Annotated in this window: 14 protein-coding genes and 1 tRNA gene; 3 read left to right on the top strand and 12 right to left on the bottom strand. The window is 46.6% G+C overall.

What is annotated here, in order from left to right; translation table 11 throughout:
- Positions 1 to 38: 38 nt before the first annotated feature.
- Positions 39 to 1,754 carry an ATP-grasp domain-containing protein gene (locus tag DXY16_RS07295; protein ID WP_115120597.1) on the bottom strand — a complete coding sequence of 572 codons (1,716 nt, stop codon included), beginning with the start codon at positions 1,752 to 1,754 and terminating at the stop codon, positions 39 to 41.
- A gap of 843 nt (positions 1,755 to 2,597) precedes the next feature.
- Between DXY16_RS07295 and DXY16_RS07290 the strand changes: the two genes are divergently transcribed.
- Positions 2,598 to 3,884, top strand: a complete 1,287-nt coding sequence (locus DXY16_RS07290) for an MBL fold metallo-hydrolase (RefSeq protein ID WP_115120596.1) — start codon at positions 2,598 to 2,600, stop codon at positions 3,882 to 3,884.
- 570 nt (positions 3,885 to 4,454) lie between these two features.
- Here the strand turns inward: DXY16_RS07290 and DXY16_RS07285 are convergent.
- The 4 genes from DXY16_RS07285 to glyQ all read right to left on the bottom strand — a co-directional run bounded on the left by DXY16_RS07285 (position 4,455) and on the right by glyQ (position 7,449).
- Positions 4,455 to 4,541, bottom strand: a tRNA-Ser gene (locus DXY16_RS07285).
- A gap of 147 nt (positions 4,542 to 4,688) precedes the next feature.
- Positions 4,689 to 5,786 carry a ComEC/Rec2 family competence protein gene (locus DXY16_RS15165; protein ID WP_244281601.1) on the bottom strand — a complete coding sequence of 366 codons (1,098 nt, stop codon included), beginning with the start codon at positions 5,784 to 5,786 and terminating at the stop codon, positions 4,689 to 4,691.
- Positions 5,787 to 5,822: 36 nt separating this feature from the next.
- On the bottom strand, positions 5,823 to 6,488 hold the full coding sequence (locus DXY16_RS15160; protein WP_244281600.1) for a hypothetical protein: 666 nt from the start codon (positions 6,486 to 6,488) through the stop codon (positions 5,823 to 5,825).
- A gap of 70 nt (positions 6,489 to 6,558) precedes the next feature.
- A complete protein-coding gene (gene glyQ, locus DXY16_RS07275; protein WP_115020082.1) occupies positions 6,559 to 7,449 on the bottom strand; it encodes a glycine--tRNA ligase subunit alpha in 891 nt (296 codons plus the stop codon).
- 284 nt (positions 7,450 to 7,733) lie between these two features.
- Here glyQ and DXY16_RS14410 point away from each other — a divergent pair, with 284 nt between their 5' ends.
- Positions 7,734 to 8,150, top strand: a complete 417-nt coding sequence (locus tag DXY16_RS14410; RefSeq protein ID WP_137007071.1) for a hypothetical protein — start codon at positions 7,734 to 7,736, stop codon at positions 8,148 to 8,150.
- Positions 8,151 to 8,155: 5 nt separating this feature from the next.
- On the opposite strand, the gene DXY16_RS07265 is transcribed toward DXY16_RS14410, so the two are convergent.
- The 3 genes from DXY16_RS07265 to DXY16_RS07255 form a co-directional block, all read right to left on the bottom strand.
- Positions 8,156 to 8,485, bottom strand: a complete 330-nt coding sequence (locus tag DXY16_RS07265) for a hypothetical protein (RefSeq protein WP_137007070.1) — start codon at positions 8,483 to 8,485, stop codon at positions 8,156 to 8,158.
- Between the two features lie 157 nt (positions 8,486 to 8,642).
- Positions 8,643 to 9,338 (bottom strand): hypothetical protein, encoded by a 696-nt coding sequence (locus DXY16_RS07260; RefSeq protein WP_137007069.1) that lies wholly within the window; start codon positions 9,336 to 9,338, stop codon positions 8,643 to 8,645.
- A 345-nt stretch (positions 9,339 to 9,683) separates the two neighbouring features.
- Positions 9,684 to 10,631: a hypothetical protein gene (locus tag DXY16_RS07255; protein WP_115120592.1), complete on the bottom strand. Its 948-nt coding sequence runs from the start codon at positions 10,629 to 10,631 to the stop codon at positions 9,684 to 9,686.
- 214 nt (positions 10,632 to 10,845) lie between these two features.
- Here DXY16_RS07255 and DXY16_RS07250 point away from each other — a divergent pair, with 214 nt between their 5' ends.
- Positions 10,846 to 11,328, top strand: coding sequence for a hypothetical protein (locus DXY16_RS07250; protein WP_115120591.1), 483 nt, complete (start codon positions 10,846 to 10,848; stop codon positions 11,326 to 11,328).
- Positions 11,329 to 11,441: 113 nt separating this feature from the next.
- On the opposite strand, the gene DXY16_RS07245 is transcribed toward DXY16_RS07250, so the two are convergent.
- The 4 genes from DXY16_RS07245 to DXY16_RS07230 all read right to left on the bottom strand — a co-directional run bounded on the left by DXY16_RS07245 (position 11,442) and on the right by DXY16_RS07230 (position 14,746).
- Positions 11,442 to 12,944 carry a site-specific integrase gene (locus DXY16_RS07245; protein WP_206749554.1) on the bottom strand — a complete coding sequence of 501 codons (1,503 nt, stop codon included), beginning with the start codon at positions 12,942 to 12,944 and terminating at the stop codon, positions 11,442 to 11,444.
- Positions 12,945 to 13,360: 416 nt separating this feature from the next.
- On the bottom strand, positions 13,361 to 13,711 hold the full coding sequence (locus DXY16_RS07240; protein WP_115020008.1) for a hypothetical protein: 351 nt from the start codon (positions 13,709 to 13,711) through the stop codon (positions 13,361 to 13,363).
- 77 nt (positions 13,712 to 13,788) lie between these two features.
- Positions 13,789 to 14,490, bottom strand: coding sequence for a bifunctional demethylmenaquinone methyltransferase/2-methoxy-6-polyprenyl-1,4-benzoquinol methylase UbiE (ubiE, locus tag DXY16_RS07235; protein WP_115120936.1), 702 nt, complete (start codon positions 14,488 to 14,490; stop codon positions 13,789 to 13,791).
- A gap of 10 nt (positions 14,491 to 14,500) precedes the next feature.
- Complete coding sequence (locus DXY16_RS07230; RefSeq protein WP_244281599.1) at positions 14,501 to 14,746, bottom strand: hypothetical protein; 246 nt, start codon at positions 14,744 to 14,746, stop codon at positions 14,501 to 14,503.

Genomic DNA, 14,746 nt, shown 5'->3' with positions numbered 1-14,746 from the left:
TGCGAAGATGCTTAAGAACAAAAACACAAATAGCTTTTCTAATTAATTACTTTAACAAAATCAACATTCATTTGTTGTGCCATATCAAAATCTACCTTACTATCGCCTACCATGACAATACTCTTAAAGTCACAATTCGCAAATAATTTTGCACATTTAGGGGAAGGCTTGCCTCCTGAATCAACAGCAAAATAAATATTTTCAGTGCAGATGTATGAATCCAAATTGGCTAATGCAATTTTTCGCTTTTGTTGGATTTTGTTTCCATCGGTAAGTACATATAATTCGCAACTTGGTTTCAGATTTTTTAGCAAAATTTCCCTATTAGGGAGATAACGAACAGACAATTCTGATGAATCAGAGCGGAGAATTTCTAAAAAACGTTGAATAAGATTTTTTCCGATATGCTTTTCAAGAACAGCATCATAAATAAGATAATTACCATTTATTTTGTACCAAACTTCTAGCTCTAGAAGCAATGGTTGAATATCAACTTTGGGGTAGCCGATCTCGCTCAAAAGCTGAAGAACTGATGATTTCAAATAAAATAATTCATCGATTAGAGTATTATCAAGGTCAAAAATAACCAGATCATACTTTAGCAGTAAACCATATAAGTCAGAGTGTGATACGTCAATTTTATAATCATTAGACTTAGATGACAGGTTACAGGGAATACTATACAATGATGAATAAAAATTAGATTTGATGGAACGTTCTATTTTATGAGGAACAAGAGGAGCTAGTGAGAGAGGAGGCTCTTTGCCATTTAGAAGATCAAAACATGATTTAAGCAAATTACAACCTACATATTCTGGCAACAATTGGGTGCCAGCGATACGTGGATTAATTTCAATCAGCTTATGCAATCCTTCTGAATCCTCTTTAAGTTGAATATTATTCAAAAGATCTAGAGACTGCTCTTTACAAATGGTTTTACAGATGGACAATATTGATTCACTATATACATGATCAGCACTAGCAGAGTTAGTAGTGCTCCCTAGGTTACTTTGCTTTTCGTGGATTGAACAGGCGATCAGATTACCTCTGTCCGCTAATACATAGCAGCTGTATTCAACTCCAGGAAGATACTCACAAAGCAGCAGCGGGGGTAATTGATTCAGCTTTTCCGCAATTAATGCATCTTGATAATATCTCTCAATGCTCATATGACGTGAAGGCTCTGATATAAATGTATTGACACAAAAATCAGAACTTGCATCAATAACCCGAAAACCCTTACCACTACCGTTGACGCCTTCGTTAGGTCTAACCGCTATTTTTTGCTTCGGGTAATTTAGTTCTGATGCAACTCGAAGTAAATCATCGGAACTGTTGGCAACACTGTATTGGGGGGATAAATTAGGTGATAATTTATAAACATTAGACTTGATTGAGTATCTAGAAGGGTTTTCAAATCGATTAATCCAAAGACGGACACCTAAATGCTCAAAGAATAATTTGTTGTCGTGCAAATAGCAAACCTCAGAATCAATCATAGGGATTATGTCTGTTATATGATATTTACTGATAATTGTTTCTAGCTGAAGCTTATAGGCAGGATCTTGATTAGAACTAACCAAGAAAGAAATAATATTTTTATTCCGATCACCAAGCGTATCTGTACTTGCTTGGAATAAATTCACAAAAGTGTCAAGAGACTGGAAAATACTTAGGAAATCATCATCCAAAGTTTGGCCTACACCTGTGAATAAAAAAGAATATTCGGTATAAGTGCAGTATTTAATTACCATAAGAGGATGCTCTTGTGTAGTCTTGATATAGCAAGTTGGGTTTGAGCATTGAGAATGACAATTATGTGTAAATTGTGATTAATTGATCTATTGTCAAGAGTAAATCCATGTGCTGTCAAAGATTCTAATCACTGGACATCCCCCTCAGAAATTTTTACAGAAGAGTCTCTACCTACCCTACCTACCCTGCCTACCAACAATGGGTCCCCTGAGAAACAAGAAAAGATATGCTGCTTATCAGCATTGATCCACTCCAAGCGGCTTACGAGAGGGTCAGTACCAAGTACAGGCAATACCTGTTTGAACAGCATGTTGTAGTGGTTCTTAACCGTAAAAAGACCGTTGTTTATATTATGGCACTCAGGAATTAACATGACTATGGAAAGGACCAAACTCAGAGAGTTCGTGATCAGAATCTAATCAATACGGACTACAGAATAATGGAAGTCCTATATAGATCAATATTTATCAGGCTAATTTATTTGTATACTTAAGCGAACGTCCATGGAAAATTTTTTGGCCAACTCAAATCATTAGACTTACTCTGTGTTGAGCCATCAATGTTCTTCAACAGTTGATTTAATTAGTCAACACATCTGCGAAGAGGAGTCTATTTTGATATTATATTGATGTTATCAATAAGCCAGGTGATGTCAGTTAGAAAAATTTACTTTTTGGGTAATTATTTGCAGGTGACAAGGCACGTTGAAACTGCTTATTAGAAGAAAAGAGTCTCTTGAGTGCAATAGACGAAACCTGAACAGCAATTAGGCTAGAGTTGGTTGCGACACTAATTAATACAAATAAAAACCCATTATACTGATCCCTTTGCTCTTGTCTTAATTGCCGCACATAGAATTTTTCCAAAATGCTTGTTGTCTATTCCAAGGCAACGAAGGTTCCGGTATTCTTTGCGACCCGTGGTTTAATGATGGTGCTTTTATTGGATCATGGGCTCTTCCGCAAAAGCCGCACAGAACACCTATCTACGGAATAGATTTCGATTGCATATATGTATCACACATACATCCGGACCATTATGATTTAGAATTTTTGTGCCATCAACCGAAGGATATACCCATAATCATACCCCACGAAAAAATCCCTATTCTGTACAGGGCATTATTAACAAATAAATTTTCAAATGTAATTAGACTGAAAGATCGCGAAAACCTCAATATCAATGGTTTTAAGTTAACAATGTATCTTCCATTTGAAAGCCCCCGCTTCGATAAAGAGATACTCGACACTGAGAATGTTATTGATTCTGCCATTGCAATACAGAATGGCAACTTCACAATGCTAAATACAAACGACAACTTCCCAACCAAGGAATCACTATTGGCTCTTCAAAAAGAACTTGGCAAGATTAGTCTAATTACTATACTTTATAACAGTGCAGGTTTTTATCCGCAATGTGACCAAGATCTAACGCATGAAGAAAAAATTTCACTCAAGTCATCTCTTATATCCAACTGCATCAAGTCTATGCTTGATGTCCTTAGCTCAGTAGATGAGGAAACGATCATAGTACCTTTTGCTGGTGATTATATTTTGCAAGGTAAAAATTCTTCGCTCAACAAATATCTTCCAGTCTCTACTCCAACAATTGCAGCCGAAATATTAGTTAAAAACAAATATAACGCAATAAACCCGGGAAGTGGAGGTATTTTCGATGCAAAGACTTTAGCCATGAGTAGGCAGGGAAGATGTTATAGCATTGAAGAGGCTTTCAAGCGTGGCAATGATCTTACGAACGTTAAATACCCCTACGAATGTAGAGATTTTCCTTCATTAATCGATTTACGTAGTAAGGCAAAGAAAGCTGAGGCTCGATTAATTCAGCGTCTTCAAAATATTGGATGGTACGACAAATCAAGCATCCTTGATTGGGAGGTTGATTTTTACTCAAATGATGATAAATTTATTTATAAGTTGGTTATTAACCATGAATCTAAACCTAAGTTTGTACTAAAAGTACAACTTGACACTAGGCTGATGGAGGGGATTCTTAATCGTGAATTTCATTGGGACAATGCTCAAACCGGCTGTCATCTTAAATTTTCACGATCGTGTCATCCCAAGTGGAGTCCTGATCTACACTGTGCAATGAGTTTTTTTCATCTGTAGCACTAAAACATCAAAAAAAAAAGATGCATTCTAATAAAGGGCAAGGAAATAAAAAAAGATGCAATTCGCGAAATATATAAATTTTAAATGTTTTTACCGAATTAATTTTTCTGGGCAATCGAAACCTTTTCGCTACAATTCATGAAACAATCTAATTAGTAATAACAGTCTAAGTTTTATTTAGTCGGAAGGCAGGGGATGCCTTCAATAGGCCACTCCTCGCCCTTTGCCATTGCTACCAATCCGAATGTTGGCCTGCTTCCCCCAGTCCCAGGGTGAAAACATCCGACCAAGAAAGTACTTACCTGGACCTGGGTAGACGTTTACAAACTAGCCATTACCAGTCGCGATGCAATTACGATTGGTCTTGACCTCAAGCACTTGTAGATCGATTCAGAAAAAGGTAACCACCAAATACCCTAATCGTAAATTTTTTCCCTATCCGTCAAGGATTTAACCCTTACCGAGATTTAGGACTAAGCGTCACTTTGCGGGTCCCTTAATTCTTTAAGATCCACATGACGGCTGGCTATCTGGGACTACAGGTGACCCTGAGTGAATTGGTCAAAACGGAGAGGGTGGGATTCGAACCCACGAGGGTGTTACCCCTACACGATTTCGAGTCGTGCGCATTCAACCGGACTCTGCCACCTCTCCATGCGTCGTTAGACGCTTCGTCATAGTAACGGTCAATGCATGATGCTCGTTACGGCTGCAGTCTCAACTGAGAGCGCTGCAGGCTGACCCGGCGATGGCCTGCCTGCAGCACAAAACGACGGCCGCTACTCCCAATCGGTTGCAGTACTAAGCCCGCGGAAGCCAAGCGCTGGCCTGCCAGCAAAGGGAACTGCCCCAACTGCTCAGCGTGCAACGTTCTGGCCAGGCTGTGCCAACAGTCCAGCTTTGACGCGGCAACGGGGTCGAGTACCGCAATCCAATCGAGGCGAGCATGACCATGGCCGTGCGCCAACTGCTGAGCCGGTCTCCATGGCTGCTGATCAGGGCTGCCCGTCCGTGATGGCGCAACAAGACCCATTGCCGGCCCCATTGATCAACCTGCTCCACAGCATCCGCCAGCAGACCTGCTCCATGCACCAGAAGAGCCATCAACGCCAGGGGCATCAACACCCAGCGCCAGCGTCGCGAACCAGACAGCCAACACGAGGCAACCGCCACCACGATCACCAGCACTATCCACCCCGATGGGCGTCCGATCAATAGCTGTGCATGAGGCCAATTGCTGATCGCGGTGACCAGCCCCTGCAAGCAAGCCGCAAGGACTTTGACAGGCACGGCTAACACCGGGAGAAGCAGGCTCGCCACGGCCTGCGGCAACAACAGCACCAGCGTGGCCAAGAACATCGCAGCAAGGGTGAGTGCCATCAAGAAGGGCGAGGCCAACAAATTCGCCAGCACGCCATAGAGGGGCATGGCACCGAAGTGAAGCCACTGCAACGGCAACGTCCAGGCCATGGCTGCCAAGGGAACGGCCAACGCCGGAGCCATGCTGCTCAGTGCCTTCGGCAACCGAGATGTCAACCACGTTTCAATGACCGGTGCGCTCAACACCAACCCTGCTGTCGCAACAGCACTGAACTGAAATCCGATCGACCGAGCCCAGCCGGGCTGCCACCACAACATCAGCACCAGGGTGGCCAGCAACAAGCCGATGGGTCGACTGCGGCTTCCTCCTTCGCGGATCAACAGAGCCGATGCACCCATCAGCACAGCACGCACCACTGAGGGTTGCGGTCCCGCCAGCAGCAAAAACACAACCATGAGGCCACAGCCTGCGAACATCCGCCAGGAGGCCAGCCAACGGCTGCTCAGCAGCAACACACTGCCCAACAACACCGAGAGATGGAAGCCTGATGCGGCCAGGGCATGGGAGAGGCCAGCCACCCTGAAGGCCTGTCTCACACTGTCCGGAAGGTCAACCTAAGCCCCTCCAAGCACCAAGGCTGCCACCATCGCCCCATGATTAGGGCCTAGGTGAGCAGACAGTTGGGTGATGATTCGTCGCCGGGCCATTGCTAAGGGAGCCCATCCATTCGCGATCCGCTCCAAGCGTGAGACCTTGAATTGTGTCCAGCAGCCCAGCCTTGAGAGCCGTTCGGACGGAGACGGCAGCAAAGGATGAATGGCCTGAGCCGGGCGGCGCAGATGCCCATCCGCCCTGATCCAAGTGCCGGCAAGAACCGGGGTTGAACAAGGCTCAAGCAGCACCTCGGTGACACCGCTCATCCGTTTCCCATCAATGCGCTGCACACCCACAAATCCACGACAGCGACCATCACGAGGATGGGAGTCTTGGTGCCATCGCCCCTCTAGCCGCTGCAGCCGGGAGTCAGGTGCCAACGCATGAAACGGATCAAGCTCCCCAGGGCCATGCTCCAGTCCAAACGTTGCCCGCGACAGGCTCAAGACCAGCAGCAGAAGCAACAGCAGCGCCTGACGGCGCGACCACCGCTGACGACGCACCAGACAGCAGCTGCTCCAAGCCAGCGCGAGCAGCAAGAGCGCCCAATGGACAGCACTGTCAACCAGGGCTGCACCGAAAAGGCTGAAGAGAACAAGAGCCGCAACGGCCACAGCGGCGGGCATCCGAGAACAAACAACGGTTGCTGAAGCATTCCCCAGACCTTGCCTGTCGCCGCCCTCGGCCGTGGCTGCCTCAGCCAGCCACGGCAGCAGGTTGCTGCTTGAGGAGGGGGAAGCCGAGGGCTTGACGCTCCTCAAGCCAAGCTTCGGCAACCTTGCGAGCCAGATTGCGGATACGGGCGATCGTGGCGGTGCGCTCCGTTACTGAAATCACCCCTCGGGCCTCAAGCAAGTTGAACGTGTGGGAGCACTTGAGGACGAAATCGAGCGCTGGGGCGGGCAGCTGCTTCTCAATCAGATCAGCGGCTTCGGCCTCATAGATCGCAAACAACTGCTTGAGCCGATCGGGATCAGAGGCTTCAAAGTTGTAATGGCACTGACCCTTTTCAAAGGGCAACCAGATGTCTCCATAGTTGCGCTCCGCATTCCAGCTCAGATCCCAGATGCTCTCCACATCTTGGAGATACATCGCCAGTCGCTCCAGGCCATAGGTGATCTCAATCGAGACAGGCCGGCAGTCAATGCCGCCGCACTGCTGGAAATAGGTGAACTGGGTGACTTCCATGCCATCGAGCCACACCTCCCAGCCCACACCCCAGGCGCCGAGGGTGGGCGACTCCCAGTTGTCCTCCACGAAACGGATGTCGTGATCGGCTGCCTTAATACCCAAAGCCTCGAGGGAAGCGAGATAGGTCTCCTGGATCCCATCCGGAGAGGGTTTGATCAGCACCTGGTACTGGAAATAGTGCTGGGCGCGATTGGGGTTATCGCCGTAACGGCCGTCGGTGGGGCGCCTGCAGGGCTCGGGGTAGGCCACAGCCCAAGGTTCCGGGCCGATGGCACGAAGCACCGTGTGGGGACTCATCGTGCCGGCACCCTTTTCCGTGTCGTAAGGCTGCAGGAGCAAACAGCCCTGATCCGCCCAGAAACGGTTGAGGGTGCCAATGATGTCCTGGAAGTGCACTGTAGTTGCCGTGACTGGGTTTACAACTCAAGGAAAGTTGGACAGTGGTGGGACAGAGAAGCAACAAAGTGTTGTCTGCACTCCGCACCAATGCGCGCTGTCCAACCGAGTTGGACGTGAGTTGGACATATTTTCCCAAACCGTCCTCTGTCCAACCTCAAACAAGACACAAAGCACAGATTGCGAGAGAGAGGAATGGTGACGAAAGAAAGGGGTATGGGGTAAATCCGCGTCCTTGTATGTACGTAATATGGCTTCAGACATTTCTGCCAAATTTTTCTTCGTTGAAATTTCTTACCCCTCTTCTTCTGCTTGGATTAATTGGATGCAATAGCAGTACGTACCCCTCTCAGACACAAGCAGCAGAAGCTTGTGATAGATGGCGACTGGAGGGAGAGTCAATATCCTACGAATTTATATCTGAAAGAATTATATATAATGAGGGTAATGGTAATGATCCTTTTATCCCGCTTCCAACTGATAAACCTATTAATGGAGCAGATAAATATTTTGACAGTTATTCAGAAACTAATCATAATAGAAGATGTCAAAATGAATCGTCCACTAATCAATACTTAGGCAGAGAAGGTGTATTCAGTGATGAAGATAGAGAAAAGGCAAATCAGAAATTCGGGGATGGATATAGTCGCGATTACCCAGAAGCTACTGACTTTAAAGTCGTCAGACACTTCCGCTACTGAATCAATCAGCCAAAAAGGTAGTCACACCAGTCGGTGTACGTCTTTTCAATGTCCTCTCTAGTGACGACATCTATACCCGTCAATGCTTGAAGCTTGACAAGGAGACGCTCTGGTATTCCGTTACGACTAAACAAAAGGTGTCTGAGGTACTCCTCATTGATGCCTAGCTGCTCCTCTATGTCCTCTGTACCTTCTCTTACGACATTACGTACGGCATTGAGCAGCTGTTTGTTCTGCTCCTTTGTAGGTGCCACATAGATTGGAGTAGACACAACTACACCATTGGATTGAATTGCTGAAGGTGTGACATTCCCGTAGCGATTAACAGTCAGCATCACTCCTCTCCATATTTGAAGAGTTCGTTGGGATGTAATTTCTTTAGACGCTCTAAGTCTGGGTCAACTTTGACTGGTTCATAGTGGACTGCTGCCTCTTTTAGTTGTTCCTCTGTGAAGTCAAAGGGACTACGTACTTGTCGTGATTTCTTATCCATCAACCAATTACCTCTTGAAGACGACTGAAAGCTGCATATAGTTCATTATGTGGAACACCACTTGAATATGCTTTTGCATATGCTTGCTGAGAAGACATCTGTCCATCGAATACTTGATAGGCAAGATGCTTTACGACAACTGCAGCATTGTCTTGTCCAATATCTGAATTCAAAACTAGTGAAGCAACTGCTGAGTCTGGCTTGGCTTCACTGCTAAGAATAATTTGATCAATTTGCTCTGGCTTAGGTGCATCTGGATTAGGCATCTCAATACCCAAATGACTGAAGTCATCTGGCATTAGTGCCTCAGTGCTGCCAGTTACTCGTGCATCCAAGAGACGTGCAAGACGTTGTTCGTCATCACTGTTGGGTGCATTGAATACTTGTTGCTGAATAAAAGACACCTCACTGCTGGTGAGTTGCTTGCCAGATTGAAGTAGTGAGTCAGCAAACTTCTGTGCCTTGTCACCACTTAGTGAATCAAGGATTGGAGTGTGCGCTTCAAAGGGTTCAAAGGCTTCATCTTGAATGAATGAATCCTCTTTGAATTGAGGTGAGTGATGCAGAGATGTAGACACTTCTGTGTCTCCTTGCTCACCAGTTACTTGATTAAATGTTGGAGTTACTGTGTATGCCATTAGTTCTTTGATGTAAATATGAATAGTGATATGTACTAAGGAATGAATGGCATCCATCCCCTTGGCACATATTTCACTTATGGACGCAATGAGGCAGTCAGTCCACCCTCTGAATACCTCAATCACTTACTTAGCTTTTAACGTCATCAAGTCATTAGACAACCGTAGTTCAATATATGTATTACAAGATGTCTGTTCACTCATTCACTCGCTCGCTTCGCTCACTCGTTCATTCGTTCACCTAGACATATATAAATACAAGTATTGATGCCTTTAGGGAAACCTCCCACGCTTCGCGTGCTCGGTTTAGCAAGACTAGGTTCTCACTGATTTGTGTCTTATGCAGTTGGAATTGACTAACTGTCATTCCCCACTACGTGGTAGGAGGGTAAGGCACAGAAGTCAGTGACAGAAATGCTTCACAGCGAAGGGAGTGAAGAAGTCATTGATTAAAGCATTGACTATATAGTCAGAGATTCTCTCCCTATTAACAAACTCGCTATTAACTTTATGACATTCGAGCTTGCGTATTTTCCAAAGAGGCATAATCTCCTCATTCATCTGTCTCGTTCTCTTCCGTCTTTCTTCCTCCATCTCTTGCTTAGCTTTATCATATTCAATTCCAAGCAACTCACCAGTTAGGTTCGTCAAATCATTATTGAATTTAAGAAGGAGTCTCTCCTCTACCCGATAGTGCTCAAGCGCATCCCACATATCAGAAAGTTGTTTCTCAATAATCATCCATTCAGAGTCAGAAAGGACAGCTTCTGGGAACATATCCTCAAACACAAAGGGAGTAGGAGATAGTGATTCTTCAATCCAAATGTCAATCTCTTCATTAGTAGCTGCTGGACTATCGCTTCTATAAAGACGGCGTAATTCCTTGACTTGTTCCATCCACTCACCCTCTGCCTCATACATATCTTCAATGTCATCCCAAGAAGATTGTGCTGCCTTCTTAAGGCGGGTAAGTTTCGAAGGAGCACCATCGTGTGTCTTACTCCAATCCCTAAATAATTCCATCTGACTACGCATCTTGGAATCAGTTAGGTGAGTAATTGAACCGTCGTGGATTCCTCTAGACAAACGGATAATGGCAAACCGTACAAATTCCTTGTCAGTAATCTTTAGCTGCTTAGAAGCACTCAACAAAGAGTCTTTCTCATCCCTAGCCAAATTCCAACGCTGCTTCTTAGAACGTGCTGTATGCCCTTGTTCTTTGCTTCCAGACTTAGCGCGTCTAATAAGTATTTCTGAGGCATTAGAGGCGCTCCTAGATGCCTCATAGAGAGCGATTCGAATTGCTTCTCTCTCTTCACATTCAAGGTAGTTAGTAAGTCCTTCAACCATCTGCACCTCTTGGAAGGACAGAAGGGCAGCAACTGATGAGTTACAGCGCTGGGGTGACTGGATAACTGGATGACGCGAGGTGTCGAATCGAAACCTCTTGATTGGAAAGTATTGAAGAAGAGAAGCACCCACAGCACCGAGACGCTTAGATGCATTGAATTTGTTAGTTGTCATTGATTCTTTGATATAGATTTAAGGAAGCCGTCCAACAGTTATGCAAGAACTTCCACAGTCATCATTTGCTGAGAAGCTCAGAGGTGCTGGGATGTCAGAGTTTGAAATAGGATGGGTATGTTCAAAGCTGGTTGAAGAGCAATTTGACTTGAATGAGACAAAATATGTAGGAAGAGATATGGGAAAAACAGAACTAAAAGCAATCGAAAACTACCTTTGGAATAACGTCTTCCGCATATCGAGGAACGTGCAATTCAAATTACTTCGAGACTTCGGAAGAATGTTTATTGATTGGAGTGGAATGTGGGATTATCTAGTCAAGACTTATGGATTCCATTCAGTCAGACTTCCAGATGCAAAGCAACGGGAAGACAGAAGAGAAGCATCAACGCCAATACAAAGATATTGCTTTGTACGTGGTGCAAACAGAAGATGCACCAACCCTTCTGACTTCAACGAGATTCCAGAGAAAGACAGAAAGCTTTGGGCTGATATTGAAGACGGTATGTACCGCAACAACTGACTCTTGCTTGTCAAAGCTTCATCCCCTTGAGCATCATACACTGATATAATCAATACGCGTAACTTGATATGACAGTTTGTCAATTGCCATACAAGACTTGTGCTACTTGGTAGTTACTTAGTGCTGAGCTTGCTGCCAGCTTTACACCTAGCAGCAGCACGCTTGTTAGTATCGCTAATTGCCGTAACCCGTTGCTGTTGCTGGGATTTGCTCACTACCTCTCCAAGTGATTCTAAGTCAATTGACTTATCATTCTTCTTCTGTTTGGCATAACTCCTTGCCGTTGCTTCTGCACTCCTACGCTTGACATTGCTTCTGTCGTAGTGCCTCACAAGGATTTCAAGTGAATGTCCAGTCAGCTGCTTAACCAAATAGACATCTTTACCTTCATCAATCTGATTGGTTATGTAGGAAGAACGCATACTGTACATAGTGTATTTTTGCTCAGAACGAATGGGCGAAAGCTTATCTGCTAACGCTGTACGCATTGCATTCCAAGCATTAGTGAATTGTGTGTATGTATATGGCTTACCACTATTGGGGTTAAAGAAAATGTAGTCAGTTGATTTCAAAGGAGAGAATCCATTCCTCTTCCGCCATTCATTACAGAATTCGCGCCAACGAATAAAGAAGGCACCAGTGTTGCAAGGGACATCACGAGGGACACCAGTCTTTGTATATCGGATGTGCAAAGTCGCTTCAGCAACTTCAAACTCTTTGCCACTCTCTGCTTTATGTGTTGCCATCTCGACAGTTACGTCATCCCAACGCAACCCTCCTTTCAAGACTTCTTTGATGACATATGAACCATCAGCAGTGGGTTGCCTCTGCTTCTCTATCTTCCCCACCAATTCCTTGGGACGTGTGCCAGCGTTATACGAGATAAGGCAGAAGTGTCTAAACAACTGACGCCAATACTCAACCCGAGGATTAGGGTGAGATGCTCCATCTTCCGCCCAAGTCTTCAGATAATTGTGGATTAATGTCCAGTCTGGTGACAATGGGATAGGAGGATTAGCATCTAATTGATCTTGTCGGATGACAATCCTCTCCAGAGTTGGCATCGAATCGACATAACCTCTAGGAATTAGATAGTTTTGATACCAATCCTTTAGGTGAGTCAAGTCACGCTTCACCGTACTTTCCTTTACTGGACTGGGTTTACCGCTGACATTGGACTTCTTCCAACCCTCAGTCATACGCCAATTCACATAGTCCATATAAGTGTCTTTCTTTAAGTCAGCAACCTTGTTTAGCTTCTTGTATGTCAGCAAATACTCCTTAATTGAGCCCATTAGATGAGCAACACAACCACGCAATGCGTCTTCCCCTATCAATCCAGCGGACTGCTTCCCTTCTTTGACTCGTATCCAACCCTTCAGAACGTCCTCTAAAGGCATTGAACTGAGCTTCTTGGTGCCATCTACCTCCAGCTCGCTTTGGAGCCTTAGGAAGACGTCCTCCGCCTCTCTAAGAGCACTGTTCACGTCCAGCGCTGAGAGTTGCTGGTGGTAGTAGGACTTCGAACCCTTGATTAGCTGGCGATAGACAAAGACATCTGGTTGTCTGTCGAATTTGACTATCTGCGCTCTTCCACCAAGAACGCTGTGCCTCACTGGCTTTCCGTCTTCTCCGACTACGAGCTTTGGCAAACCAATAGAGACTCTTCATCCAACCTATCGAGGTTGGACAAAGTTGGACAGACCTTCAAACCCACTGCTGCAACTGGACTAATGCACTGATGTCCTGGAAATGAATCGGGGCAGGGCTCGTCATCAGCAGATGAGGGCAGACGGTCGATATGTGCAAGTTTCTAGGTCATCAACCTGATTGAGACTTGGCCTTCGCTCTGTGCTCAAAAAGGAAGAGACCCAATCACTAAGTTCAATAAGCCTTCAATAAGCACTGCTTCGCATCTGTTTCGATCAGAAGGCAAAACCCCAAAGCGATCGAACTGATCGATTGAAAAGCTTGACGACTGCATTCTTTTCAAGCCAAAAGAGTGCCAGCCATTGCTTTAACAAGCCCTGCATCAACCGCTCTGAGCCAAGCAGCGATGCAGATGGGCAATGGCGTGATGACGATGCGGATTACTTCGGCTCGGGCTCATCATTCCCAGCCAGAAACTGCCATCGCCCTGAAACACCAAGACAGGCTTGGAGACTGCCTTGCCATGGGATTCCAACAGCGACATGCAGAGCTTCTCCGCCACTTCCATGCCCTTAGGCCGGGCCCTCAGACGGCGCAGCACTGGATCCACCTGGGAAAACGACACGAACGTGGCCCGCTGGGCATCGGTGACCAGGATCATCCCGTCCAACCACTGCACCTCGAGCAACAGATCCTCGATCGAGGCCAGCAGAGAGGGAAGCGGGAAGGCCATCACATTTCTGCGTCTTAAGGTTTTCTTTCTAATCTCCCTGGCGCCCTGATCGCAAGCGGTCGGCGATCTGGCCCGGCTCAGGCTTGCAGTAAAAGCACACCCATCTGGCCTGCCATCAGTGGCCTGTGTCGTGCCGAAGCAAAGCCAGCTTCCCTTGCCATCGCTTCCTGCTCAGCGCCGCTCGCAAAACGTTCAAGGCTTGCCTCGAGATATGCATACTGGGGCTCCAGATTGGCCAGGGCCGCCGCTGGTACCACCACGCGGCGCAGGTACTGACGTTGAAAAGCAGCAGACCAGCTGGCCTCGGGCAAACGGTTGAAGTCGAGAACCCCAGCCCGACCCTCCGGCTTAAGCAAACGGTGCATTTCCGCTAGGCCTGCTCCGGCATCAGCAAGGTTGCGCAGGCCATAGGCCATCACAACACCATCAAAACTGGCGTCAGGAAGAGCCGTGGCCATGGCATCACCTTGCAGCCACTCAACATTCAGCCAGGGCTCAACAGAACGGCGCTCCTCCGCCAGTTCCAATGGCGCCCCGGCAGCATCAAGGCCCACGACCTCCCCACTGGGCCGAACCGTTCTGGCTAACGCCAGTGCCAGATCACCGGTGCCGCAACAGAGATCCAACCAGCGTTCTCCCTCACACGGTCGCAGCCAGGCGATCAGCTGACGCTTCCACTGCCTGTGCAGGCCGAGGCTGAGCAGATCATTGAAGCGGTCGTAGCGAGGCGCCACATCATTGAAAAGCTGCTCAACGGCAGCGGCATCTCCAGGTTTCACATCCATCCGTTCAAACCGGCAGACCGTTGAGGGTCATCACCATCACCAACGCGAGCCCAACAGCGGCCGAACACACCAAACATCCAGCCAGCATTAACGAAAACTCGCTCTGATCAATCGCGGACTGCATCAATTTCAGAGCCCAAACCACCAAGCCAACCACCACAACAGAACTGAGCAATCCCAGCGGGAGCATCCATTGATGGGCAATTAAAGGCACCCCATCAGGTGGAAAGCCGGTGGATCCATCAACCAC

The organism is Synechococcus sp. UW105 (assembly GCF_900473935.1).
Taxonomy (GTDB): Bacteria; Cyanobacteriota; Cyanobacteriia; order PCC-6307; family Cyanobiaceae; genus Synechococcus_C.
This window is presented reverse-complemented; position numbering and strand designations above follow the sequence as displayed.

Excerpts from the sequence above, each read along its gene's own strand:
- DXY16_RS07250 (WP_115120591.1), top strand. The coding sequence starts at position 10,846 with ATGCAAGAACTTCCACAGTCATCATTTGCTGAGAAGCTCAGAGGTGCT.
- DXY16_RS07255 (WP_115120592.1), bottom strand. The coding sequence starts at position 10,631 with ATGGTTGAAGGACTTACTAACTACCTTGAATGTGAAGAGAGAGAAGCA.
- DXY16_RS15160 (WP_244281600.1), bottom strand. The coding sequence starts at position 6,488 with ATGCCCGCCGCTGTGGCCGTTGCGGCTCTTGTTCTCTTCAGCCTTTTC.
- DXY16_RS07260 (WP_137007069.1), bottom strand. The coding sequence starts at position 9,338 with ATGGATGCCATTCATTCCTTAGTACATATCACTATTCATATTTACATC.
- DXY16_RS07265 (WP_137007070.1), bottom strand. The coding sequence starts at position 8,485 with ATGCTGACTGTTAATCGCTACGGGAATGTCACACCTTCAGCAATTCAA.
- DXY16_RS07295 (WP_115120597.1), bottom strand. The coding sequence starts at position 1,754 with ATGGTAATTAAATACTGCACTTATACCGAATATTCTTTTTTATTCACA.
- DXY16_RS07240 (WP_115020008.1), bottom strand. The coding sequence starts at position 13,711 with ATGGCCTTCCCGCTTCCCTCTCTGCTGGCCTCGATCGAGGATCTGTTG.